General features: G+C 66.4%; 16 protein-coding genes. 10 read left to right on the top strand and 6 right to left on the bottom strand.

Annotated elements, in window-relative coordinates; translation table 11 throughout:
• The first annotated feature begins 193 nt into the window (after positions 1-193).
• A complete protein-coding gene (locus E1N52_RS20515; RefSeq protein WP_133184560.1) occupies positions 194-1,777 on the top strand; it encodes an aldehyde dehydrogenase (NADP(+)) in 1,584 nt (527 codons plus the stop codon).
• A gap of 89 nt (positions 1,778-1,866) precedes the next feature.
• Here E1N52_RS20515 and E1N52_RS20510 read toward each other — a convergent pair whose 3' ends face one another.
• Entirely contained in the window at positions 1,867-2,607 is a 741-nt protein-coding gene (locus E1N52_RS20510) for a FadR/GntR family transcriptional regulator (protein ID WP_133184559.1), read from the bottom strand.
• A gap of 532 nt (positions 2,608-3,139) precedes the next feature.
• Here E1N52_RS20510 and E1N52_RS20505 point away from each other — a divergent pair.
• From E1N52_RS20505 to E1N52_RS20470, 8 genes are all read left to right on the top strand, one after another.
• A complete protein-coding gene (locus E1N52_RS20505; RefSeq protein WP_133184702.1) occupies positions 3,140-3,745 on the top strand; it encodes a c-type cytochrome in 606 nt (201 codons plus the stop codon).
• A gap of 94 nt (positions 3,746-3,839) precedes the next feature.
• A complete protein-coding gene (locus tag E1N52_RS20500; protein ID WP_133184701.1) occupies positions 3,840-5,123 on the top strand; it encodes a c-type cytochrome in 1,284 nt (427 codons plus the stop codon).
• Between the two features lie 7 nt (positions 5,124-5,130).
• Positions 5,131-5,313, top strand: a complete 183-nt coding sequence (locus E1N52_RS20495; RefSeq protein ID WP_028206326.1) for a hypothetical protein — start codon at positions 5,131-5,133, stop codon at positions 5,311-5,313.
• A 28-nt stretch (positions 5,314-5,341) separates the two neighbouring features.
• A complete protein-coding gene (locus tag E1N52_RS20490) occupies positions 5,342-5,917 on the top strand; it encodes a cupredoxin domain-containing protein (protein ID WP_133184558.1) in 576 nt (191 codons plus the stop codon).
• Complete coding sequence (locus E1N52_RS20485; RefSeq protein WP_133184557.1) at positions 5,907-7,532, top strand: b(o/a)3-type cytochrome-c oxidase subunit 1; 1,626 nt, start codon at positions 5,907-5,909, stop codon at positions 7,530-7,532. The genes E1N52_RS20490 and E1N52_RS20485 overlap by 11 nt, the downstream gene beginning before the upstream one ends.
• Positions 7,529-8,326, top strand: a complete 798-nt coding sequence (locus tag E1N52_RS20480) for a c-type cytochrome (RefSeq protein ID WP_133184556.1) — start codon at positions 7,529-7,531, stop codon at positions 8,324-8,326. Before E1N52_RS20485 ends, E1N52_RS20480 begins: the two co-directional genes overlap by 4 nt.
• Before the next feature lie 91 nt (positions 8,327-8,417).
• Complete coding sequence (locus tag E1N52_RS20475; protein ID WP_042260258.1) at positions 8,418-8,846, top strand: OsmC family protein; 429 nt, start codon at positions 8,418-8,420, stop codon at positions 8,844-8,846.
• Between the two features lie 9 nt (positions 8,847-8,855).
• Positions 8,856-9,194: a cupin domain-containing protein gene (locus tag E1N52_RS20470; RefSeq protein ID WP_133184555.1), complete on the top strand. Its 339-nt coding sequence runs from the start codon at positions 8,856-8,858 to the stop codon at positions 9,192-9,194.
• Positions 9,195-9,302: 108 nt separating this feature from the next.
• On the opposite strand, the gene E1N52_RS20465 is transcribed toward E1N52_RS20470, so the two are convergent.
• Together E1N52_RS20465 and E1N52_RS20460 are read right to left on the bottom strand one after the other, a co-directional pair.
• Positions 9,303-10,736 carry a cytochrome-c peroxidase gene (locus E1N52_RS20465; RefSeq protein WP_133184554.1) on the bottom strand — a complete coding sequence of 478 codons (1,434 nt, stop codon included), beginning with the start codon at positions 10,734-10,736 and terminating at the stop codon, positions 9,303-9,305.
• 184 nt (positions 10,737-10,920) lie between these two features.
• The gene (locus E1N52_RS20460) at positions 10,921-12,603 is read right to left on the bottom strand and encodes a phospholipase C (protein WP_133184700.1); all 1,683 of its coding nucleotides are present in this window, start codon (positions 12,601-12,603) and stop codon (positions 10,921-10,923) included.
• 624 nt (positions 12,604-13,227) lie between these two features.
• Between E1N52_RS20460 and E1N52_RS20455 the strand changes: the two genes are divergently transcribed.
• Positions 13,228-13,485 carry a hypothetical protein gene (locus E1N52_RS20455; RefSeq protein ID WP_069267086.1) on the top strand — a complete coding sequence of 86 codons (258 nt, stop codon included), beginning with the start codon at positions 13,228-13,230 and terminating at the stop codon, positions 13,483-13,485.
• Positions 13,486-13,591: 106 nt separating this feature from the next.
• On the opposite strand, the gene E1N52_RS20450 is transcribed toward E1N52_RS20455, so the two are convergent.
• The 3 genes from E1N52_RS20450 to E1N52_RS20440 all read right to left on the bottom strand — a co-directional run bounded on the left by E1N52_RS20450 (position 13,592) and on the right by E1N52_RS20440 (position 17,062).
• Positions 13,592-14,926 carry a multidrug efflux MFS transporter gene (locus E1N52_RS20450; protein WP_133184553.1) on the bottom strand — a complete coding sequence of 445 codons (1,335 nt, stop codon included), beginning with the start codon at positions 14,924-14,926 and terminating at the stop codon, positions 13,592-13,594.
• A gap of 174 nt (positions 14,927-15,100) precedes the next feature.
• Entirely contained in the window at positions 15,101-15,505 is a 405-nt protein-coding gene (locus E1N52_RS20445) for a DUF302 domain-containing protein (protein ID WP_133184552.1), read from the bottom strand.
• Between the two features lie 117 nt (positions 15,506-15,622).
• Positions 15,623-17,062, bottom strand: coding sequence for an MFS transporter (locus E1N52_RS20440; protein ID WP_133184551.1), 1,440 nt, complete (start codon positions 17,060-17,062; stop codon positions 15,623-15,625).
• Between the last annotated feature and the right edge of the window lie 112 nt (positions 17,063-17,174).

The following is a 17,174-nucleotide window of genomic DNA, read 5'->3' as shown; positions in this document are numbered from 1 at the left end:
GTGCCCGCCGAGGGAGCCAATGTCGTGTTTACCCTGCTCTGGAACGGGAATCATAACCGATAAAGCTTGAATTTGCGCGCCTGTAACGCTTCCCGGCTGCCAAAGGCGCCTGCCTCGGGTGTGCGGCGGCGACGATCTGGCGTATGATAGTTGTACGATGACTTAACTCACTGCAACGAGACTCGGAGACACCATGCAAATCACTGGCGACATGCTCATTGGAGGCCGCGCGGTGCGCGGCTCGGAAAAGCCGCTCGCGGCTTTCAATCCCGCCACGGGCGAAGCGATCCCCGCGCCGGCCTTCGGCAGCGGCACGGCCGCCGACGTCGACGCCGCCTGCAAGCTCGCCGCCGCGGCGTTCGACGCGTACCGCACGCTACCCCTCGCCGTGCGCGCCGCGTTCCTCGAACGCGTCGCCGACGGCATCGCCGCGCTTGGCGACGCCCTTACCGAGCGCGCTCACGCGGAAACCGGCCTGCCCAAGGCGCGCCTCGAAGGCGAGCGCGGCCGCACCGTCGGTCAACTCAAGCTGTTCGCCCAGGAAGTGCGCCAGGGACTGTGGCTCACGCCCACGCTCGACGCCGCCCTGCCCGAACGCAAGCCGCTGCCGCGCGCCGACCTGCGTCTGCAGAAAATCGCGCTCGGCCCGGTCGCCGTGTTCGGCGCGAGCAACTTCCCGCTTGCGTTCTCGGTGGCGGGCGGAGACACGGCCGCGGCGCTCGCGGCGGGTTGCCCGGTCATCGTCAAGGCACACGGCGCGCACCTCGGCACCTCGGAGATGGTGGGCCGCGTGATCCAGCAGGCCGTGCAGGAGATGGGGTTGCCCGAGGGCGTGTTCTCGCTGATCGTCGGCGCGGGGCGCACCGTGGGCGAGGCGCTCGTCGCGCATCCGGCCATCAAGGCCGTGGGCTTCACCGGCTCGCGCGCGGGCGGCACGGCACTCATGCGCATCGCCGCGAGTCGGCCCGAGCCCATTCCGGTCTACGCGGAAATGAGCAGCATCAATCCCGTCTTCCTGCTGCCCGAGGCGCTCGCGGCGCGCGGCGCGGCCATCGCGCAAGGCTTCGTCGATTCGCTCGTGCTCGGAGCGGGTCAGTTCTGCACGAATCCGGGTCTGGCGATCGGCATCGAAGGGCCGGCGCTCGACCAGTTCGCGCAGGCCGCTGCGCAGGCGTTGGGCGTCAAGCCCGCGCAGACCATGCTCACGGAGGGCATCCATGCGGCGTATGAAGAAGGCGCGCGGCGTCTGGCCGAAACCCAGGGCGTGAGCGCCCTCGCCCAAGGCCAGCCCGCGAGCGGCCCGAACCAGGCGTTCGCCGCCCTCTTCGTGACCGACACGCAAACCTTCCTCGCGCAGCCCGCCCTCGAAGACGAAGTGTTCGGCCCGGCCTCGACGCTCGTGCGCTGCAAGGACGAAGTCGAACTGCTCGCCGTGGCCGAGCACTTCGCGGGCCAGCTCACCGCGACGATCCAGATGGACCGCACCGACGTGCCCGCCGCGATGCGCCTCGTGCCGATCCTCGAACGCAAGGCCGGACGCCTGCTCGTGAACGGCTTCCCGACCGGCGTGGAAGTCACGCACGCGATGGTGCACGGCGGCCCGTTCCCGGCCACTTCCGATAGCCGCGCGACCTCGGTCGGCACGAGCGCGATGGAGCGTTTCCTGCGGCCGGTGTGCTATCAGGACTTTCCGGCCGAGCTGCTGCCGCAGGCGCTGATGGACGCCAATCCGCTCGACCTCTGGCGGCGCAAGAATGGCGAGATGGTGCGCGGCTGAGTTAGCTCGGTATCACCTACGCGCATCGCAAATGAAAACAGCGGCTGCAGTTCAACCTGCGGCCGCTGTTTTTCCATGCAGGCTACGCGCTATGCCTTTTCGCCCGACTCCGCCGCCGCGCGGCGCAGCCGCTCGCGGCTGCTCGACAGATGCATGCGCATGGCCGCGCGTGCGCCTTCGGGATCGTGACGGGCGATGGCGTCGAAGATGCTCTCGTGCTCGCGGTTCACCAGCTCGGCGTAAGCCTGCGGATCGCGATGCGCAATGCCGGCCGAATCCACGCGACGGCGTGGGATCAATGCCGCGCCCATCTGCGTGAGGATGTCGACGAAATAGCGGTTCCCCGTGGCGCGCGCCACCGAGATATGGAATTCGAGGTCGGCGCCCGAGCTGTCACCGCCCGTGCGGATGACGACGTCGAGTGTGTCGAGCGCGGCGCGCATGCCCGCCAGGTCGCGCTCGCTCGCACGCTGGGCGGCAAGGCCCGCGGCCTCCGTTTCGAGACTGATGCGCAACTCGAGCACGGAAAGCACATCGTCCAGCGTGCTGGCCGGGACGACGTCGAGATCGAGCGGCTCGCGGCGCGGCTCCAGCACGAAGCTGCCGATGCCGTGACGCGTTTCGATCACCGACATGGCCTGCAGACGCGAGATCGCCTCGCGCACCACCGTGCGGCTCACGCCCAGTTGCGTCATGAGGTTGCTTTCGGTGGGCAATTTGTCGCCGGGCTTGAGTGCGCGCGTGGCGATCTGCTCGCTGATGAAGTTGACGACCTGCTCGGCGAGATTGCGGCTACGCGTGGCGATGGGCGTGGCAAGCGACTCCGCCATGTGGATCTCCTTGGCTCGATATGCGTGCGTAAGTCATGTCTTTCCATTATACGTTGTCGGACAACCGCTGGAAAAGCGCACACGCATGCGACTGAGGACATCCTACGACCATACAATGGACTCCACCCGTGCAGGCCAGAAGACCACACGCAATCGCTCCTCAAACGATCCTCATTTTATTTCGCATTCCGATGCAATTCGCGCCGCGCCAATCTGTAGCAAGAAGCGAATGTCGTTGAGTTAGCAAACATATCCCGATGCAATAATCCGCGAAATTTATTTGCACATCCTGGCTGCACAAGTCGGCGTTCTCCGATAATCTCCTCGAAAAGGTGCGCGCCCGGCCGTCTTACACAATGAGAATCCCCCACGGACGACGCCTCAACTGATATCGAATCGCAACGCGTTTGTGTAGTCACCATCCGCAACGAGGGAATCATTGAGAACCCGCATCGTCCTGATCATCCTTGCGCTCGCGCTGCCATGGGCGCCGCTCCTCGCGGCGCCGCCCGCCGAGCCCGCGCCTGACACGATGCAGGCCCGCGTGATGGGTTGCGCGGCCTGTCACGGCGCACACGGCGAAGGCACCGACAACGACTACTTCCCGCGTCTCGCGGGCAAGCCGGCGGGGTATCTGTTCAACCAGCTCGTCGCCTTCCGCGACGGCGGCCGCAGCTACCCGCCCATGAACTATCTGCTGGCGTATCTGCCCGACGCCTACCTCAAGCAGATCGCGGAATTCTTCTCGCAGCAGCACCCGCCCTATCCGCCGCCCGCCAAACCCACGGTCGACGCGGCCACGCTCGCCCTCGGTAAAACGCTCGTCATGAACGGCGACAGCAAGCGCAACGTGCCCGCCTGCGCAGGCTGCCACGGCGCCTCGCTCACGGGCATGCAGCCAGCCATTCCGGGCCTCGTGGGTCTGCATGCGAACTACATCAGCGCGCAACTCGGCGCGTTCCGCTACGGCACGCGCCGAGCCGCCGCACCCGACTGCATGCACGACATCGCCACCCGTCTCGCCGACCGCGACATCACCGCGATCGCGGCCTGGCTCTCGTCGCAACCCGCGCCCGCCGATACGACGCCGGCGGCAGCCTCGCCGCTGCCGCTCGCGTGCGGCAGCGTCCATAACTAGCCGGGGCCTCGACGTGCGCAGACTTCGATCCCTTCTCCCGTCATCGTCCAAGCCACTCGCGACGCGTCTTTCGCTCGCGGCCGCCACGCTCTGCATGGGCGCCGCGGTCGCGCTCGCGCAAACGGCCGCGCCCAGCGCGAACGCAGCGGACGCGGCGAGCGCCGCCGCGGCGGCAGCCGCGGCCAACGCGAAGCCGCTCGCGCACAACGCCGAACTGATCGCGCGCGGCGAATACCTCGCGCGCGCCGGCGACTGCATTGCGTGCCACACGGTGCCTTCCGAGCAGATGTTTGGCGGCGGTCGCCCGATGGAAACGCCGTTCGGCACGCTCTACACGCCGAACATCTCGTCGGACAAGACCTTCGGCATCGGCGCGTGGACCGCCGACGAGTTCTACCGCATGCTGCACGAGGGCAAGTCGCGCGACGGCACGCTGCTCTATCCGGCCATGCCGTTCGCGTCGTACACCAAAGTGACACGCGCGGACTCGGACGCCATCTTCGCGTACCTGCTTTCCACGCAGCCCGTGCACAAGGAGAACCGCCCGCACGACCTGCGCTTCCCGTATAACAAGCGCGCGCTGCTGCTCGGCTGGCGCACGCTGTTCTTCCGCCAGGGCGAGTTCAAGCCCGACCCGACCCAGTCTGCCGAATGGAATCGCGGCGCCTATCTCGTGGAAGGCCTCGGCCACTGCACGATGTGCCATACGGCCATCAACGCGCTGGGCGGCAACTCGCCCTCGAAGGCATTCGAGGGCGGTCTGATTCCCGTGCAGAACTGGTACGCGCCTTCGCTCACCTCGAACAAGGAAGCGGGCCTTGGCGACTGGAGCATCGAGGACATCGTCGATCTGCTGCACGCGGGCGTGTCGAAGCGCGGCGCCGTGTACGGCCCGATGGCCGAAGTGGTCTACGACAGCTTCCAGTACCTCACCGAAGACGACGTACGCGCCGTGGCCGTGTATCTGAAGTCGTTGCCGGGCCGCAACAACGAGGTCGACAAGTCGCCCAAGAGCACGTTCGTGACGGAGGAAGCCCAGCGCCTCGTGCCGCTCGGCAGGAAGATCTACGAGTCGCAGTGCGCGGTCTGCCACGCCACCGAAGGCCAGGGCAAGCCGCCGCACTTCCCGCCGCTCGCCGACAACCAGTCGATCCAGATGAACTCGGCCGTGAACCCCATCCGCATGGTGCTCAACGGCGGCTACGCGCCGGGCACGCGCAAGAACCCGATGCCCTACGGCATGCCGCCCTTCGCGCAGTCACTCTCCGATGAAGAAGTGGCGGCCGTGGTCACGTATATCCGCACGGCGTGGGGCAATCACGGCACGCCGGTTTCCGAACACGAAGTGAACGCGCTGCGTTCCGCGCCGCTTTTCTGAGGCTGCGATGATCGAAACTCCCGTACCCGAACAACCGGGCGAGCGCCCGCAACACGAACAGGTCGACGAGATCGTGGCCAGCGGCCCGGGCGGCGCGCTCGCGGTAGCGGGCATCGCCACGGCGATCGTCGCCGCGCTCTGGTTCATCTTCTACTTCGTCGTGTTCCTGCCGCGCGGCGTCATCCAATAGATCAGACAGACAAGAAAAGGCCGGCCTCATGTCGAATCCGCTCGATAACCATGCCAGTGCCGAAGTCGCCGCGCGCGTCGAGCGCCGCTGGGCGATTCTCATGGTGGCGTTCGTCTCCCTGCTCGTGGCCGTGGTGGTGTTCACGGGCCTGCATTGGGCCATGATGCCGCCCTCGCGCGTGGAACTCGTCAATCCGCAAACGCTGCACATCTCCGGCGAATTCGTCGAGTCGAACCTCGGCAGCGCCGTGGAGACCGACGGTTCCGTGACGGTGCGCATTCTCGCGCAGGAATACTCGTTCACGCCCCAATGCATCCTCGTTCCGGCAAACACGCCCATCACGTTCCGCGCGACGAGCTCCGATGTCGTGCACGGCTTTCTCATCACGGACACCAACCTGAACTCGATGGTCGAGCCGGGCTACATCTCGACGTTCCGCACGACTTTCGACAAACCCTCCGACCACCTCATGCCGTGCCACGAATACTGCGGTACGGGCCACCAGGGCATGTGGGCCCACGTGAAGGTCATCGACAAGGATGCCTTCATGCAGATGGCGAATCAGGCAGGCAATTCAGCGCGGAGACTCAGCTGTGTTAAATAACAAGCGACTCGTACTCGCCCACTTCTGGCTCGCGTTCATCGTCTTCGGCGTGGCGCTGCTGCTCGGCGCGTGGCAGATGTTCGTGCGCAGCCCGCTGCATCCGTGGCTCAACGACCCCGAGCTGTACTACCGCTCGGTCACGGAACACGGCACCGTGATGGGTTATGTGTTTCCCACGCTCATCGCGATGGGCTTCGGCTACGCGGTCAGCGAACTGGCGCTCAAGCGCCCGCTCGTGGGCGTGAAGTGGGCCTGGCTCGGCTTCATCCTGCTCGCGCTCGGCGCGGTGACGGCCTCGGTGCCCGTGGCGCTCGGCCTCGCCTCCGTGCTCTACACGTTCTACCCGCCGATGATCGGCAACGTGTTCTATTACCTGGGCGTCGTGCTCGTCGTGGTGGGCTCGTGGGTCTGGGTCGCGCTGATGGGCATCAACACCGCGAAATGGAAGCGCGAGAATCCCGGCAAACCGCTGCCGCTCGCCATGTTCGCGACCACGGCGGGCGCGTATCTGTGGGGCTGGACCGCGGTGGGCGCGGCCATCGAAGTGCTGTTCCAGATCCTGCCCGTGGCCTTCGGCTGGCGTAATACGATCGACGCGGGCCTCGCGCGCGTGTTCTTCTCCTGGACCCTGCACGCCATCGTCTACTTCTGGCTCGTGCCCGCCTATATCGCGTACTACACGATCGTCCCGCGCGCGATCGGCGGCCGGCTCTACAGCGACGTGATGGCGCGCATCTCGTTCATCCTGTTCCTCGTGGTGGCCATGCCGATCGGGATTCACCACCTGTTCACCGATCCGCAGGTGGGCTCGGGCTTCAAGTTCGTGCAGTCGGTGTTCACGGCGCTCGTCTCGGTGCCCACGCTCCTCACCGTGTTCACGATCTGCGCGTCGGTCGAAATCGCCGGGCGGCTGCGCGGCGGCAAGGGCCCGTTCGGCTGGATCGCGAAGCTGCCGTGGCAGAACCCGCAAATGCTCGCCGTGGCGTTCTCGTTCGTCATGCTCGGCTTCGGCGGCGCGGGCGGCCTCATCAACATGAGCTACCAGCTCGACCAGTCCGTGCACAACACGCAGTGGATCACGGGCCACTTTCACCTGATCTATGGCGGCGCGATCGTCATCATGTATTTCGCCATCGCCTACGACCTGTGGCCGCAGATCACGGGCCGCGCGCTCAACAACTGGCGCCTCATGCGCTGGCAGCTGTGGCTGTGGTTCATCGGCATGATCGTGACGACCTTTCCGTGGCACCTGGTCGGCCTCATGGGCATGCCGCGGCGCATGGCCTATTACGACTACAGCGACCCGGCGCTCGCGGGCCAGGGCGCGCTCGTGGTGCTCTCGGCCATTGGCGGCCTGATCCTCGTGACCTCGGCGGTGCTGTTCTTCCTCGTGCTGCTGCAGGGCCATCGCAGCGAGGCGGCCGCGCCCGAGGAATATCGCTTCAGCAAACCGGTGCACGAGTCGGCCACGCTGCCGGTGGCGCTCAATAGCTTCGGGCTGTGGGTCGTGCTGATGGTCGCCCTCACGATCACCAACTATGGCTACCCGATCGCGCAACTGCTGGCGACGCCCGAAACGGCCGTGCCCGCGATCCCGATTGGAGCACAGCGATGAGCGACGAACGCCTGTTCTCGTTTCGCAATGTGTGGTTTCGCACGAGCGTGGGCGCGACGATCGTCGTGTTCGTCGTCTCCGTGCTGATCGGCTTCATCTGGCTGCCTTCCGCCAAGAGCGATCCGTATTTTCAGGGCATCTGGACGGCGATCTGCAGCGCGGCCGGCGTGCCGCGCGATTGGCATCCGGTCGGGTCGGCGGCGCCGCCGGGCTACCAGCTGAGCCAGGTCGAACTCACGCCGCACATGCTCGATGGCGCGACGACGCTCTCGGTTGGCCGCGGCGCGACGCTCGCCCTGCGCTGCACGATGTGCCATGGCCCGCGCGGCATCAGCATGGCCAATTCGCCGAATCTGGCGGGCCAGTTCGCCATCGTGATCTTCAAGGAACTGCACGACTTCCAGACAGGCGCCCGCCAGAACGCGGTGATGTCGCCCATGGCGCGCGATCTGTCCGACCAGGACATGCGCGACCTCGCCGCCTACTACGCCTCGCTGCAGCCGATCGCGCACCTGCATGGCGGCGCGCCCGCCATCGTGGTGCACGGCGCACCGCTGCGCAATATCCCCGCGTGCGCGTCCTGCCATGGCGCCGTGGACAGCAAGATCGGCAGCCCGTGGCTCGACGGCCTGCCGGCCGCATACACGAAGGCGCAGTTGCTCGCGTTCGCGAACGGCACGCGCCATAACGACATCTCCGAGCAGATGCGCAACATCGCGCGCAACATGACGCCCGAGGAAATCGACGAGGCCGCCGCCTGGTACGCGGGCGAATGGCAGCCGAAGCAACCCTGAACCCTACCCTGCGGGGCGGCGGCGGTATGCAAATTGCGCGCCCCGCACGTCCTTCACCCAACATCGTTACCCAACCTCGCGGAGCGACATCATGCAAAAGACAGCATCGGCAAAATGGCACGGCGGCATCAAGGACGGACAGGGCACGATCTCGACGCAAACCGGCGTGCTCAAGGAAGCGCCTTACGGCTTCGCCTCGCGCTTCGAAGGCGGTCCCGGCACCAACCCCGAGGAACTGATCGGCGCGGCGCACGCGGGCTGCTTCACGATGGCGTTCTCGCTCTTTCTCACCCAGGCGGGCTTCACGGCCGAGAGCATCGAGACGAAATCGACCGTCACGCTCGACAAGGTGGGCGAAGGCTTCGCCATCACGAGCTGCCAGCTCGACATGACGGCGAAGATTCCCGGCATCGATCAAGCGAAGTTCGACGAGCTTTCGAAGGGCGCCAAAGAGAACTGCCCGGTGTCGAAGCTCTTCGCCAACAACGCGAAGATCACGCTCAACGCGAAGCTCGTTTGAGAGGCGGTCATGGCCATCCCCCATGCCGCGCCGGGTGAGGTCTTCGACGTACGGCCACTAGGCGGCGCGCTCAAGAACGCGAAGTCGACCACCCTGATCCGCGCGCAGCAACTCGAAGTGATACGCATCGTGCTGCCCGCAGGCAAGCGCCTGCCCGAGCACAGCGTGCCCGGCGAGATCACGGTGCAGTGCGTGGAAGGCGTCATCCGTTTCTTCGTGAACGGCGACCCGCGCACCATGCACGCCGGCGACATGCTGCTGCTCGGCGGCGGCGAAACGCACGCGCTGGAAGCGCTCGACGACGCCTCCGTGATCGTCACGATTCATCTTGCCCATGGGGACAAGTAAGGGCTAGTGCCGCATCCGTAACAAGAAAAGGGGCGTGTCCTGGCGAATGCCGGACACGCCCCTTTTACTTTGCGAAGAACTTTGCGAAGACGGGTTGCCCCGCCCCGCTCATTGCTTCGACGGCACCGGATCGTCGTTGAGCGTCTTGAGGAACGCGATGATGTCCTGAATGTCGCTTTGCGACATCGCGGGCTTGTCGCCGAACTTGCGATCGAACGGCGCATCGGTGACGTCCACGTTCTTCTGGAACTGCGGCGGAATATCGTCGTACTTGTCGATCTTGCCGTCGGAGCCGTGCGGATAGAACTTGCCCGGGTCCGTATTGCGATCGTTGTAGAACGCCATCACGTCGTCGAGGTTGTGGTAGACGCCGTTATGGAAAAACACCGTTCGCGTGGCCGAATTGCGCAGCGTGGGCGTGAGGAACATGCCGCAGTACTGCGTCTGGTCCTTGAAGTCCGAGCGGAACGGGCCGCATACGCCCAGATCGAAGAAGTGCGGGTCCTTGTTCTGCGCGAGCTTGTTGTTGCGCGGCACGCCCAGCGCCTCGTACTGGTAGTCCGTGAACATGGGCGGCAGGCCGTCCTTGCCGGGCTTCGAGAGGTGGCAGCCCGCGCAGTTCGCCTTGTTCGGGTCGTTGAAGAGACGCAGCCCGTGCAGCTCGGCTTGCGAGAGGCGCGCATGGCCTTCGAGCCAGCGATCGTATTTGCTGTTATACGGATGGAACGATTGATCTTCCACCTGGTAGCGCGAGATCGCGAACATCGCCTCCGCCACGGCCATCTTCGGGTCGCTGAAGATCCGGTCTCCGAACAGTTCCGTGAAGCGCTTCGCGTACGGCGCTTTTGCGAGCTTCGTCGCCACCTGCTCGATGCTCGTGTTCGCCATTTCCACGGGATTGAGCAGCGGGCCATAGGCCTGCTGCTGCAGCGTGTCGGCGCGCCCGTCCCAGAAGAGGCCGCCCTGCGGCACCATCTCCACGGAGGTCGATGCGCCGCCCGCCACCTTCTGCGACTTCACGACGTCGGCTGCGGCGCTGGCCTGCTGGACGACCGTCGGCGCGTCATCGGCCTCACCCTGGTCGGGACCGATGCTGAAGTTCGGTTGACGGTACAAGTACATGAGCGAAGGCGGCGGGCGATAACCCTGCTGGTTCATCGCGAGGCCGCCCATCTGCACGTCGTGCCCGTTGGGAGGACCGTAGGAACGATCGGGGCTATGGCACGAAGCACAGGACTGCTGACCGGAGCCCGAGAGCGCCGGATCGAAGAAAAGCTGCTTGCCGAGCTGCGCCATCGCCGAAAGCGGTGCGACTGGCGGGCGCTGCAGCACCACCGGGTGCGGATTCGCGCCGGTCAGGTTCTCGACGACCTCGCCCACGGCATCGGGCACGTTGGCCGGGAACGCTACGGCGTAGGCGCAAAAACCCAGTGCGCCGACCGCGATCACGGCGGCGGCAACGCGCAGGACGACCCGCGTGGGGCTCGCCGCGCTGCGCGGTTTGGGTGAGGACGGTGTCGGCGAAGTGGAAAGCTCGGACATGATTCGATCTTTCTTTGCGAAATACCACGAAAAGGAAAAGCTGAACGCCGCGAGCACCCAGCGAACATCGAAGCTGGCGTGCAACGCGGCGAGAGCCACACGACGTGACAACGGCGCGAGGCCGGCCGCCCTGCACGCGCGAGACTAGCGCGTGCGAACGGTCGAACCTCGCGCCGGACGTCGATCAGATCGACGGCGCGGAGCTCAACTGCGTGCCCAGCGTACCGTCGAGATACAACACCGGCAGATTACCCGTACCGCTAAAGTTGAACAGCGCGCGCATGTCGCCTGCGGCTGCGTCGAACGAACCGCCGCCAAGGCGTGCGCCGCCGAGCCAGTTGTCTTCGATGAAGCGCACGACCGACGCTTGATCGATGAACGTGTGGTCGACGTAATTGGCCTTCGCCCACGGCGAGATCACGAGGAACGGAATGCGCGTGCCCGGACCGCAGCGGCCGTTGACCGGCGAGCCTGCGATACCCGTCGGCTGCGTGCCGGTGCCGCACACTGCGTTGCCGTTGAGCTGATCGGCCGCGTTCATCGACGAATGCACCGGCGCCATGTACTGGTGGTCGTACCAGCCGTCCGAATCGTCATACGTCACGACAACGGCTGTGTTCTTCCAGTCCGGCTGCTGCATCAGGAAGTTCACGACCTTGGTCACGAACTGCTGCTCGTCGAGCGGGTCCGAATAGCCCGCGTGCGCGTCCTGGGCGGCCGGCGCCTTGAGGAAGCTCACCGACGGGAAGTTGCCCGCCTTCACAGCCGCGAAGAAGTCGTCCGAGTCGTACTGGTGATTGGCCGGGTCGAGCGTCTTGCCGTCCGTTTCGAGCGTGGAGCCAATGGCCGCCGTCGAACTCGGGCGCAGATGCTGCGGGTTCGCCGTCGTCTTGAAGTACTGGAACCAGTTGTGGTGCGGGCTGTAGTCGGGCGTCGCCGCGTTCACGGCCGTAGCGACCGTGGTGCGCAGGCAGCCCGTCGTGCCGTTGGCGTTGACCGTCTGCAGGTTGAAGCCGCCCATGAAGCCGCCCCACGTGATCTTCTGCGCGTTCAGCAGGTCGCCGATGTTCTGCGCGTTGATCATGCCCTGGTCGGTCTTGCTCGAGCACGTGTCATAGCCCGGATCCACGTCGCCCATCATCGTCAGGCCGCCTGCGCCGTCTTCGATGTAGTAGCTCGGCACCGCAACCGTCGAAGGCAGCTTCGACGTGTTCACGAGTTCGAGACCGTTGGTCTGGCCCGAGACGACTTCGAGCGCGCCCGGCGTCGACGGACCGTAGGTCGTGGTCCATGCGTTGTCGCTCATCGCGAAGCTCTGCGCGTAGTTCCACAGCGCCGTGACGGTATTGCCGTCGTAATAGCCCATCACCTGGCCCTTCGTGCCGAAGGCGCCCGCGCCGCCGCTCGTGCCCTTACCCGTGTACGTCGGGAACAGGTCGAGCAGGCCGTTGTCGCCAGCCTGCTGCTCGGCCGTGTAGGCGTGGTTCTGGTCGGCCGTGGCGGCTTGCGTGCGATCGAGACGGAACGGCGCCGAAGCGTTCGTGCCGTTGAGCGTCGTGTTCGCGTTGCCGTTCGAGTTGATCAGCGCGGTGGTGAGGCCATTGACCGTCGGCGTGCCCGAGGCGGCCGTGAAGGTCGGCTCGCCGCTCGGGTTCGTGGCGCTCGGGTAGGTGGCGAAGTAGTGGTCGAACGAAACGTTCTCGCCGTAAATCACGACGAGGTGCTTGATCGGCGTGGCCGTCGTCAGCGTATCCTGCGCCGACGCGGCTGCGGCAGACGTCCCCGAATTCGTATTGCTGCTGCCACATGCAAACAATGCGGCAGCGAGGCCCGCACAAGGCAGGGCGAGTAATGCTCGGCGATACAACATGTAATTAGGCTCCATCGATTGTTTGAGTTGCTTTTTAGAGTCCTTCAGGCGCGGCGCGCACAAGTGCGCCCTGCCGCCGCGCCGTTCAGGCGGCGCCCATCCATCCTGCGAACGGGCTCCAATGCGCCTTACATCAGAGCGAGCGCATTACAACATCGCAAGATGACTACACGGCGACCATTTAATTTCCGAATACTTTCACTCGTTTTCAAAATCGAAAGCATCGCTGGGGTGACCGTGTGTGCGGGGTTCTGGATTCGGCCCTGGATTCGGTCCGCGTCGGGGACCGGGGTTCAGCCCATTGCACTCCGTGCGGCGCGAGCTATAACTGAAATGACAGTGCGGATGTTCTCTGCGCGCCCGCTCGCCCCTTCTTCTTGCGTCGCGCCGCGCTGTGCCGCCCCCGAATGCGTGGGCGCGCTTCCTTCGTGAGCAGTGAGCTAAGACGTTCGGCAGCCGTGCGCTGCGCGCAGGCATCCCGACTTTCCAGATGAGTGTGCGGCCTAAGGCTTTGCCTCTCGCTCGCGCGCACCTTCGCCGCGGAGTCACTCCGCAGTTATCTCGCAGTGACTTCGTCGTTGCCGCGAAGGCGCACTCACGAACTCGAGAAAGGAGGTTGATATGACATTACGCCTGGCATTGATCGCCACATGCGTGGCGGCCGTGGCAGCCGTTGCGCCCGGCACGGCGCGCGCGAAGGACGAACCCGTTTCGCAGGAACGCGCGCATCAGACAATGACCGACGATGCCGATGCTTCGGCTCAGGCCAGCACCGACATGTCGTATGGCGGCACGCCCGATACGCACAGCGCCTCGGGCCATCGCACGGGCAAGATGTGCTGGCCGCGTCCCGATTGCGACGTGTTCTTCGGTCATTGACCCGCGCCCGCTGAACGAGCGCCGATGAAACCGAGGCGGCGGCGCGCACGATCCGCCGCCCTCGCCTTTCGATTTTTCAACGCCTGCGCGCGGCCTCGCCGCCGCTTTACACGCGCCGGGCGAAACCCACCGCGCGCCACGTAAACAGCGCGCCCGCCAGCATCAGCAGGCTCGTGCCGAGGAACACGGCGCGCATGCCCAGATGCCCGCCGACGAAGCCGCCGATCAGCGGCCCCAGCACCTGCCCCGCGAATTGCGCCGATACCGAATAGCCGAGCACGCTGCCTGCGGCATGGTCCGGCGCGCTGTGACGAATGACTGTCGCGATGCACGGCAAAAGCGCCGCGAGCGACACACCCATGAGAAAGCGCAGCGCGACGAGTTGCCAGCCCGCTGTGACGAACGCCTGCGGCACGAGCAGCAACGCCGAGGCCGCCAGGGCCGCGACGATCACTTTCGCGTGCCCTATACGGTCCGCTACGCGCCCGAGCCGCGAAGCCGCGACGATGCTGCCGAGCGCCGCCGCCGACATCGCGAGGCCCGCGACGAACGTCACGCGCGCGGGGTCGTGCACGATCGTCGCCACGTACACGGTGATGATGGGTTCGATCGACATGTTGGCGAGCATCAGCAGCATGCCGGTCACGAGCATGGCGACGATCGGGCGCTTGTCGGGCAGCGCGGACCAGCCGCCTTTCTGCGCGGCATGTGCTACGCGCGCGGGACGCGGCGCTTCTTTCACGAACACGCAGGTCGCGATGAAGGCCACGAAGATCGTTGCGCCCGCGGCCCAGAACGTCGCGCGCAGGCCGATGAGCGGCGGCAGCGAGCCGCCCAGCAGCGGCCCGATGAGATTGCCGGCCATGACGCCCGACGAGAGCACACCGAGCGCCCACGCCGAACGGTGACGCGGCGTTTGCGTGGCGACGAGGATGGTCGAGCCCGACGAATAGCCGCCCGCGAAACCCGCGAGCAAACGCAGCGCGACGAGCTGCCAGATATTGCGCGACATGCCGATGAGCGACATCGTGACCGCCATGCCGAGGCTGGCGCGCACGAGCATGGGCTTGCGGCCGTAGCGGTCGCCGAGGCGTCCCCACACGGGAGCGACGAGCGCGGCCGTGAAGAACGTCGCGCTGTACGCAATGCCCGACCACTGCACGATCGCCGCGTGGCCGCGCACGCCCAGTTCCTCCACGTAGAGCGGCAGGAACGGCAGCATCAGCGTCATGGCGACGAGCGTCGTGAACGAGCCCGCCACGCAGACAGCGAGATTGCGCCGCCAATGCTGCGCGACCTCGGCATCGTGCGGGTTTTCGGGTAGCGCTCGCTGCGTGCGGGAAGCGGCAGGCGATGCCGCGGGTGAAGCAGCGGGAGTCGAGTCGGATGCCCCGGCGCGATCGCGTGGCGGATCGTCGGGGTCTTCTGCGCGGGAGGTCATCGGCGGATCGAGGCAGCGGCGGGCGACGCGCTTCGCCCGCTCGCCGGGTGAAGTCGCAAGGCACCTACGTTAAGCGAAGCGCGCCGCGCCTGTCAATTTCTAAGCGTCCGCCGAAGATAGGCGCTCAGGCGCCGGCCGAAGGTACTGGCGTGAGGCGCGCCGCTCGTTTGCCGCTTATTGCACGGCAACCTGCAGCAGCCCCACCACGCGCTGCAGCGGCACGAGCACTTCGGTGTCGATGCCATAGAGCGGACCAAGCGTCTGCGAGACGTCGCGATAGTCGAGCCGCGTGTGGCCTTCGTTGTCTTCCCAGATCACCATGCGCAGCGGCAACTCCACCGCCGCATGCGGGTTGGCCACCATGACGGGCGTACCCGCCTTCGGATTGCCGAACAGGATGAGACGCGTGCGGCGCAGGCTGAGCCCGGCGGTCTCGGCGGCTTCGCGCTGGTCGACGTCGGCGAAGATATCCGCGCCCGCCTTGGCCAGCGCGGCCTTCAGGCGCGCGATCGTCGTGTCGAAGTCGTGGGCGCTCTTGAGCGTCAGCACGGACGAGGGATGTTGCCCGTATTCGGCCATGACAAACTCCTCCTATGGCGCACGGCCCGCGCGAATGCGCGATGCATGCAACGGCACTTTATCCCAGAATGCGCAGCGAATGATCGAGGAGCGCGCGGGGAGGAGTCAGGCGCGCGGCTACCCGGCGCGCGTCTTCTTCGCGACGTGCGACTGGGCGGCGTGCGCAGCGTGGTGGAACCACGCACGCCACCATACCCACGCACCGCCTGCCGAGAGCACGGCTGCGATCAGCAGATTCACGCGCATGCCCGCACCGATCGACGCGCGCCCCGCGATCATGGCGCCCGCCACGGCCACGCCGAGCGCAGCGCCAGTCTGCCGGGCGGCGTTGAGCACGCCGGCCGCGACGCCCGCGCGGCCCTGATCGACCGTCGCCATGAGCGCCGCCGTGGCCGCGGGCGTGATGAGGCTCGCGGCGAAACCGATGGCCGGCAGCGGCAAGGCCAGCAAGTCGTAGCGCGCCGTCGTGCTGCAAACCGCCGCGCCGAGATAACCCACTCCCGCGAGCAGGCACGCAAGCGCGACCAACGCGCGCGGTCCTAGCCACGCCACCGCGCGCCGCGAAAGCAGACTGCCGAGCGGCACCACCACCGTGAGCGGCAGGAAGGCGAGGCCCGCACGCAACGGCGTGTAGCCGCGCTCCTGCTGGAGATACAGGCTGAGTCCGAATAGCAAACCGTAGAACGTGAACGCCGAAATCATCGAGACCAGCACGGCCGCCGTGAACACGCTATCGCGGAAGAAGCCGAGCGGCAGCATCGGCTGCGCGCAGTGTTTTTCGAGCGCGACGAAGCTGATCGCCGCTCCGCAGGCCAGCACGAGACCGCCCGCAACGAGCGGGGCACGCCAGCCGTGCGCAGGCGCCTCGATGATGGCGGCATTGAGCAGCGCGAGCGCCGCAATGGCCGCGGCCTGCCCCGCGAGATCGAGCCGGCGCGGCGCGCCCGGGCGTGGCTGCGGCGCCACGCGCGCGGCCATGACGATGCCTGCGAGGCACACCGGCACGTTGAGCAGAAAGATGCTGCGCCAGCCGACGAGGCCGATCAGCACGCCGCCCAGCAGCGGGCCCGCCGCCATGGCGACACCGCCCAGCCCGGCCCACACGCCGAAGGCGGCGGCACGCTCGCGCGCATTGGCGCACGCGCCGTTGATGATCGCCATCGATGCGGGCACGAGCAGTGCCGCCCCTACGCCTTGCAGCACGCGTCCGAGCGTGAGCAGCGCAAGGCTCGGCGCGGCGCCGCACAATGCCGAAGCCGCGGTGAAGACCGCGAGCCCGGCCATATAGATCTGACGCGCGCCGAGCCGGTCGCCGAGCGTGCCGCCCGACAGCAGCAGGCTCGCGAACGTGAGCGTATAAGCGTTCACGACCCATTGCAGGCCGGCCACGCCGCCGGCAAGACTCGCACCGATGCGCTCCAGCGCGACATTGACGATCGAGGTGTCGAGGATCACCACGACATAACTGATGCTCGTGGCCCACAGCACCCGGCGTTGCTGTTCGCGGCTGTGCGTCGCTTGTGTCTCTTGTGTCTCGTGCGTCTCGTGCATTTGCATAGGCTCTCCCGCTACGCCGGCGCGCGTGGGGCGCCGGTCACGAGCCCAGTATCGGGCGCACGGCAGTGGCGATGCTTCGATGCGTGTCGAAACATGCGATCCTGCTCGCGCG

The sequence above is a fragment of the Paraburkholderia guartelaensis genome, from assembly GCF_004353905.1.
In the GTDB taxonomy this organism is placed as follows: domain Bacteria; phylum Pseudomonadota; class Gammaproteobacteria; order Burkholderiales; family Burkholderiaceae; genus Paraburkholderia; species Paraburkholderia guartelaensis.
Note: the sequence above shows the minus strand (reverse complement) of the source record. Positions and strands in the feature narration are given on the sequence as shown.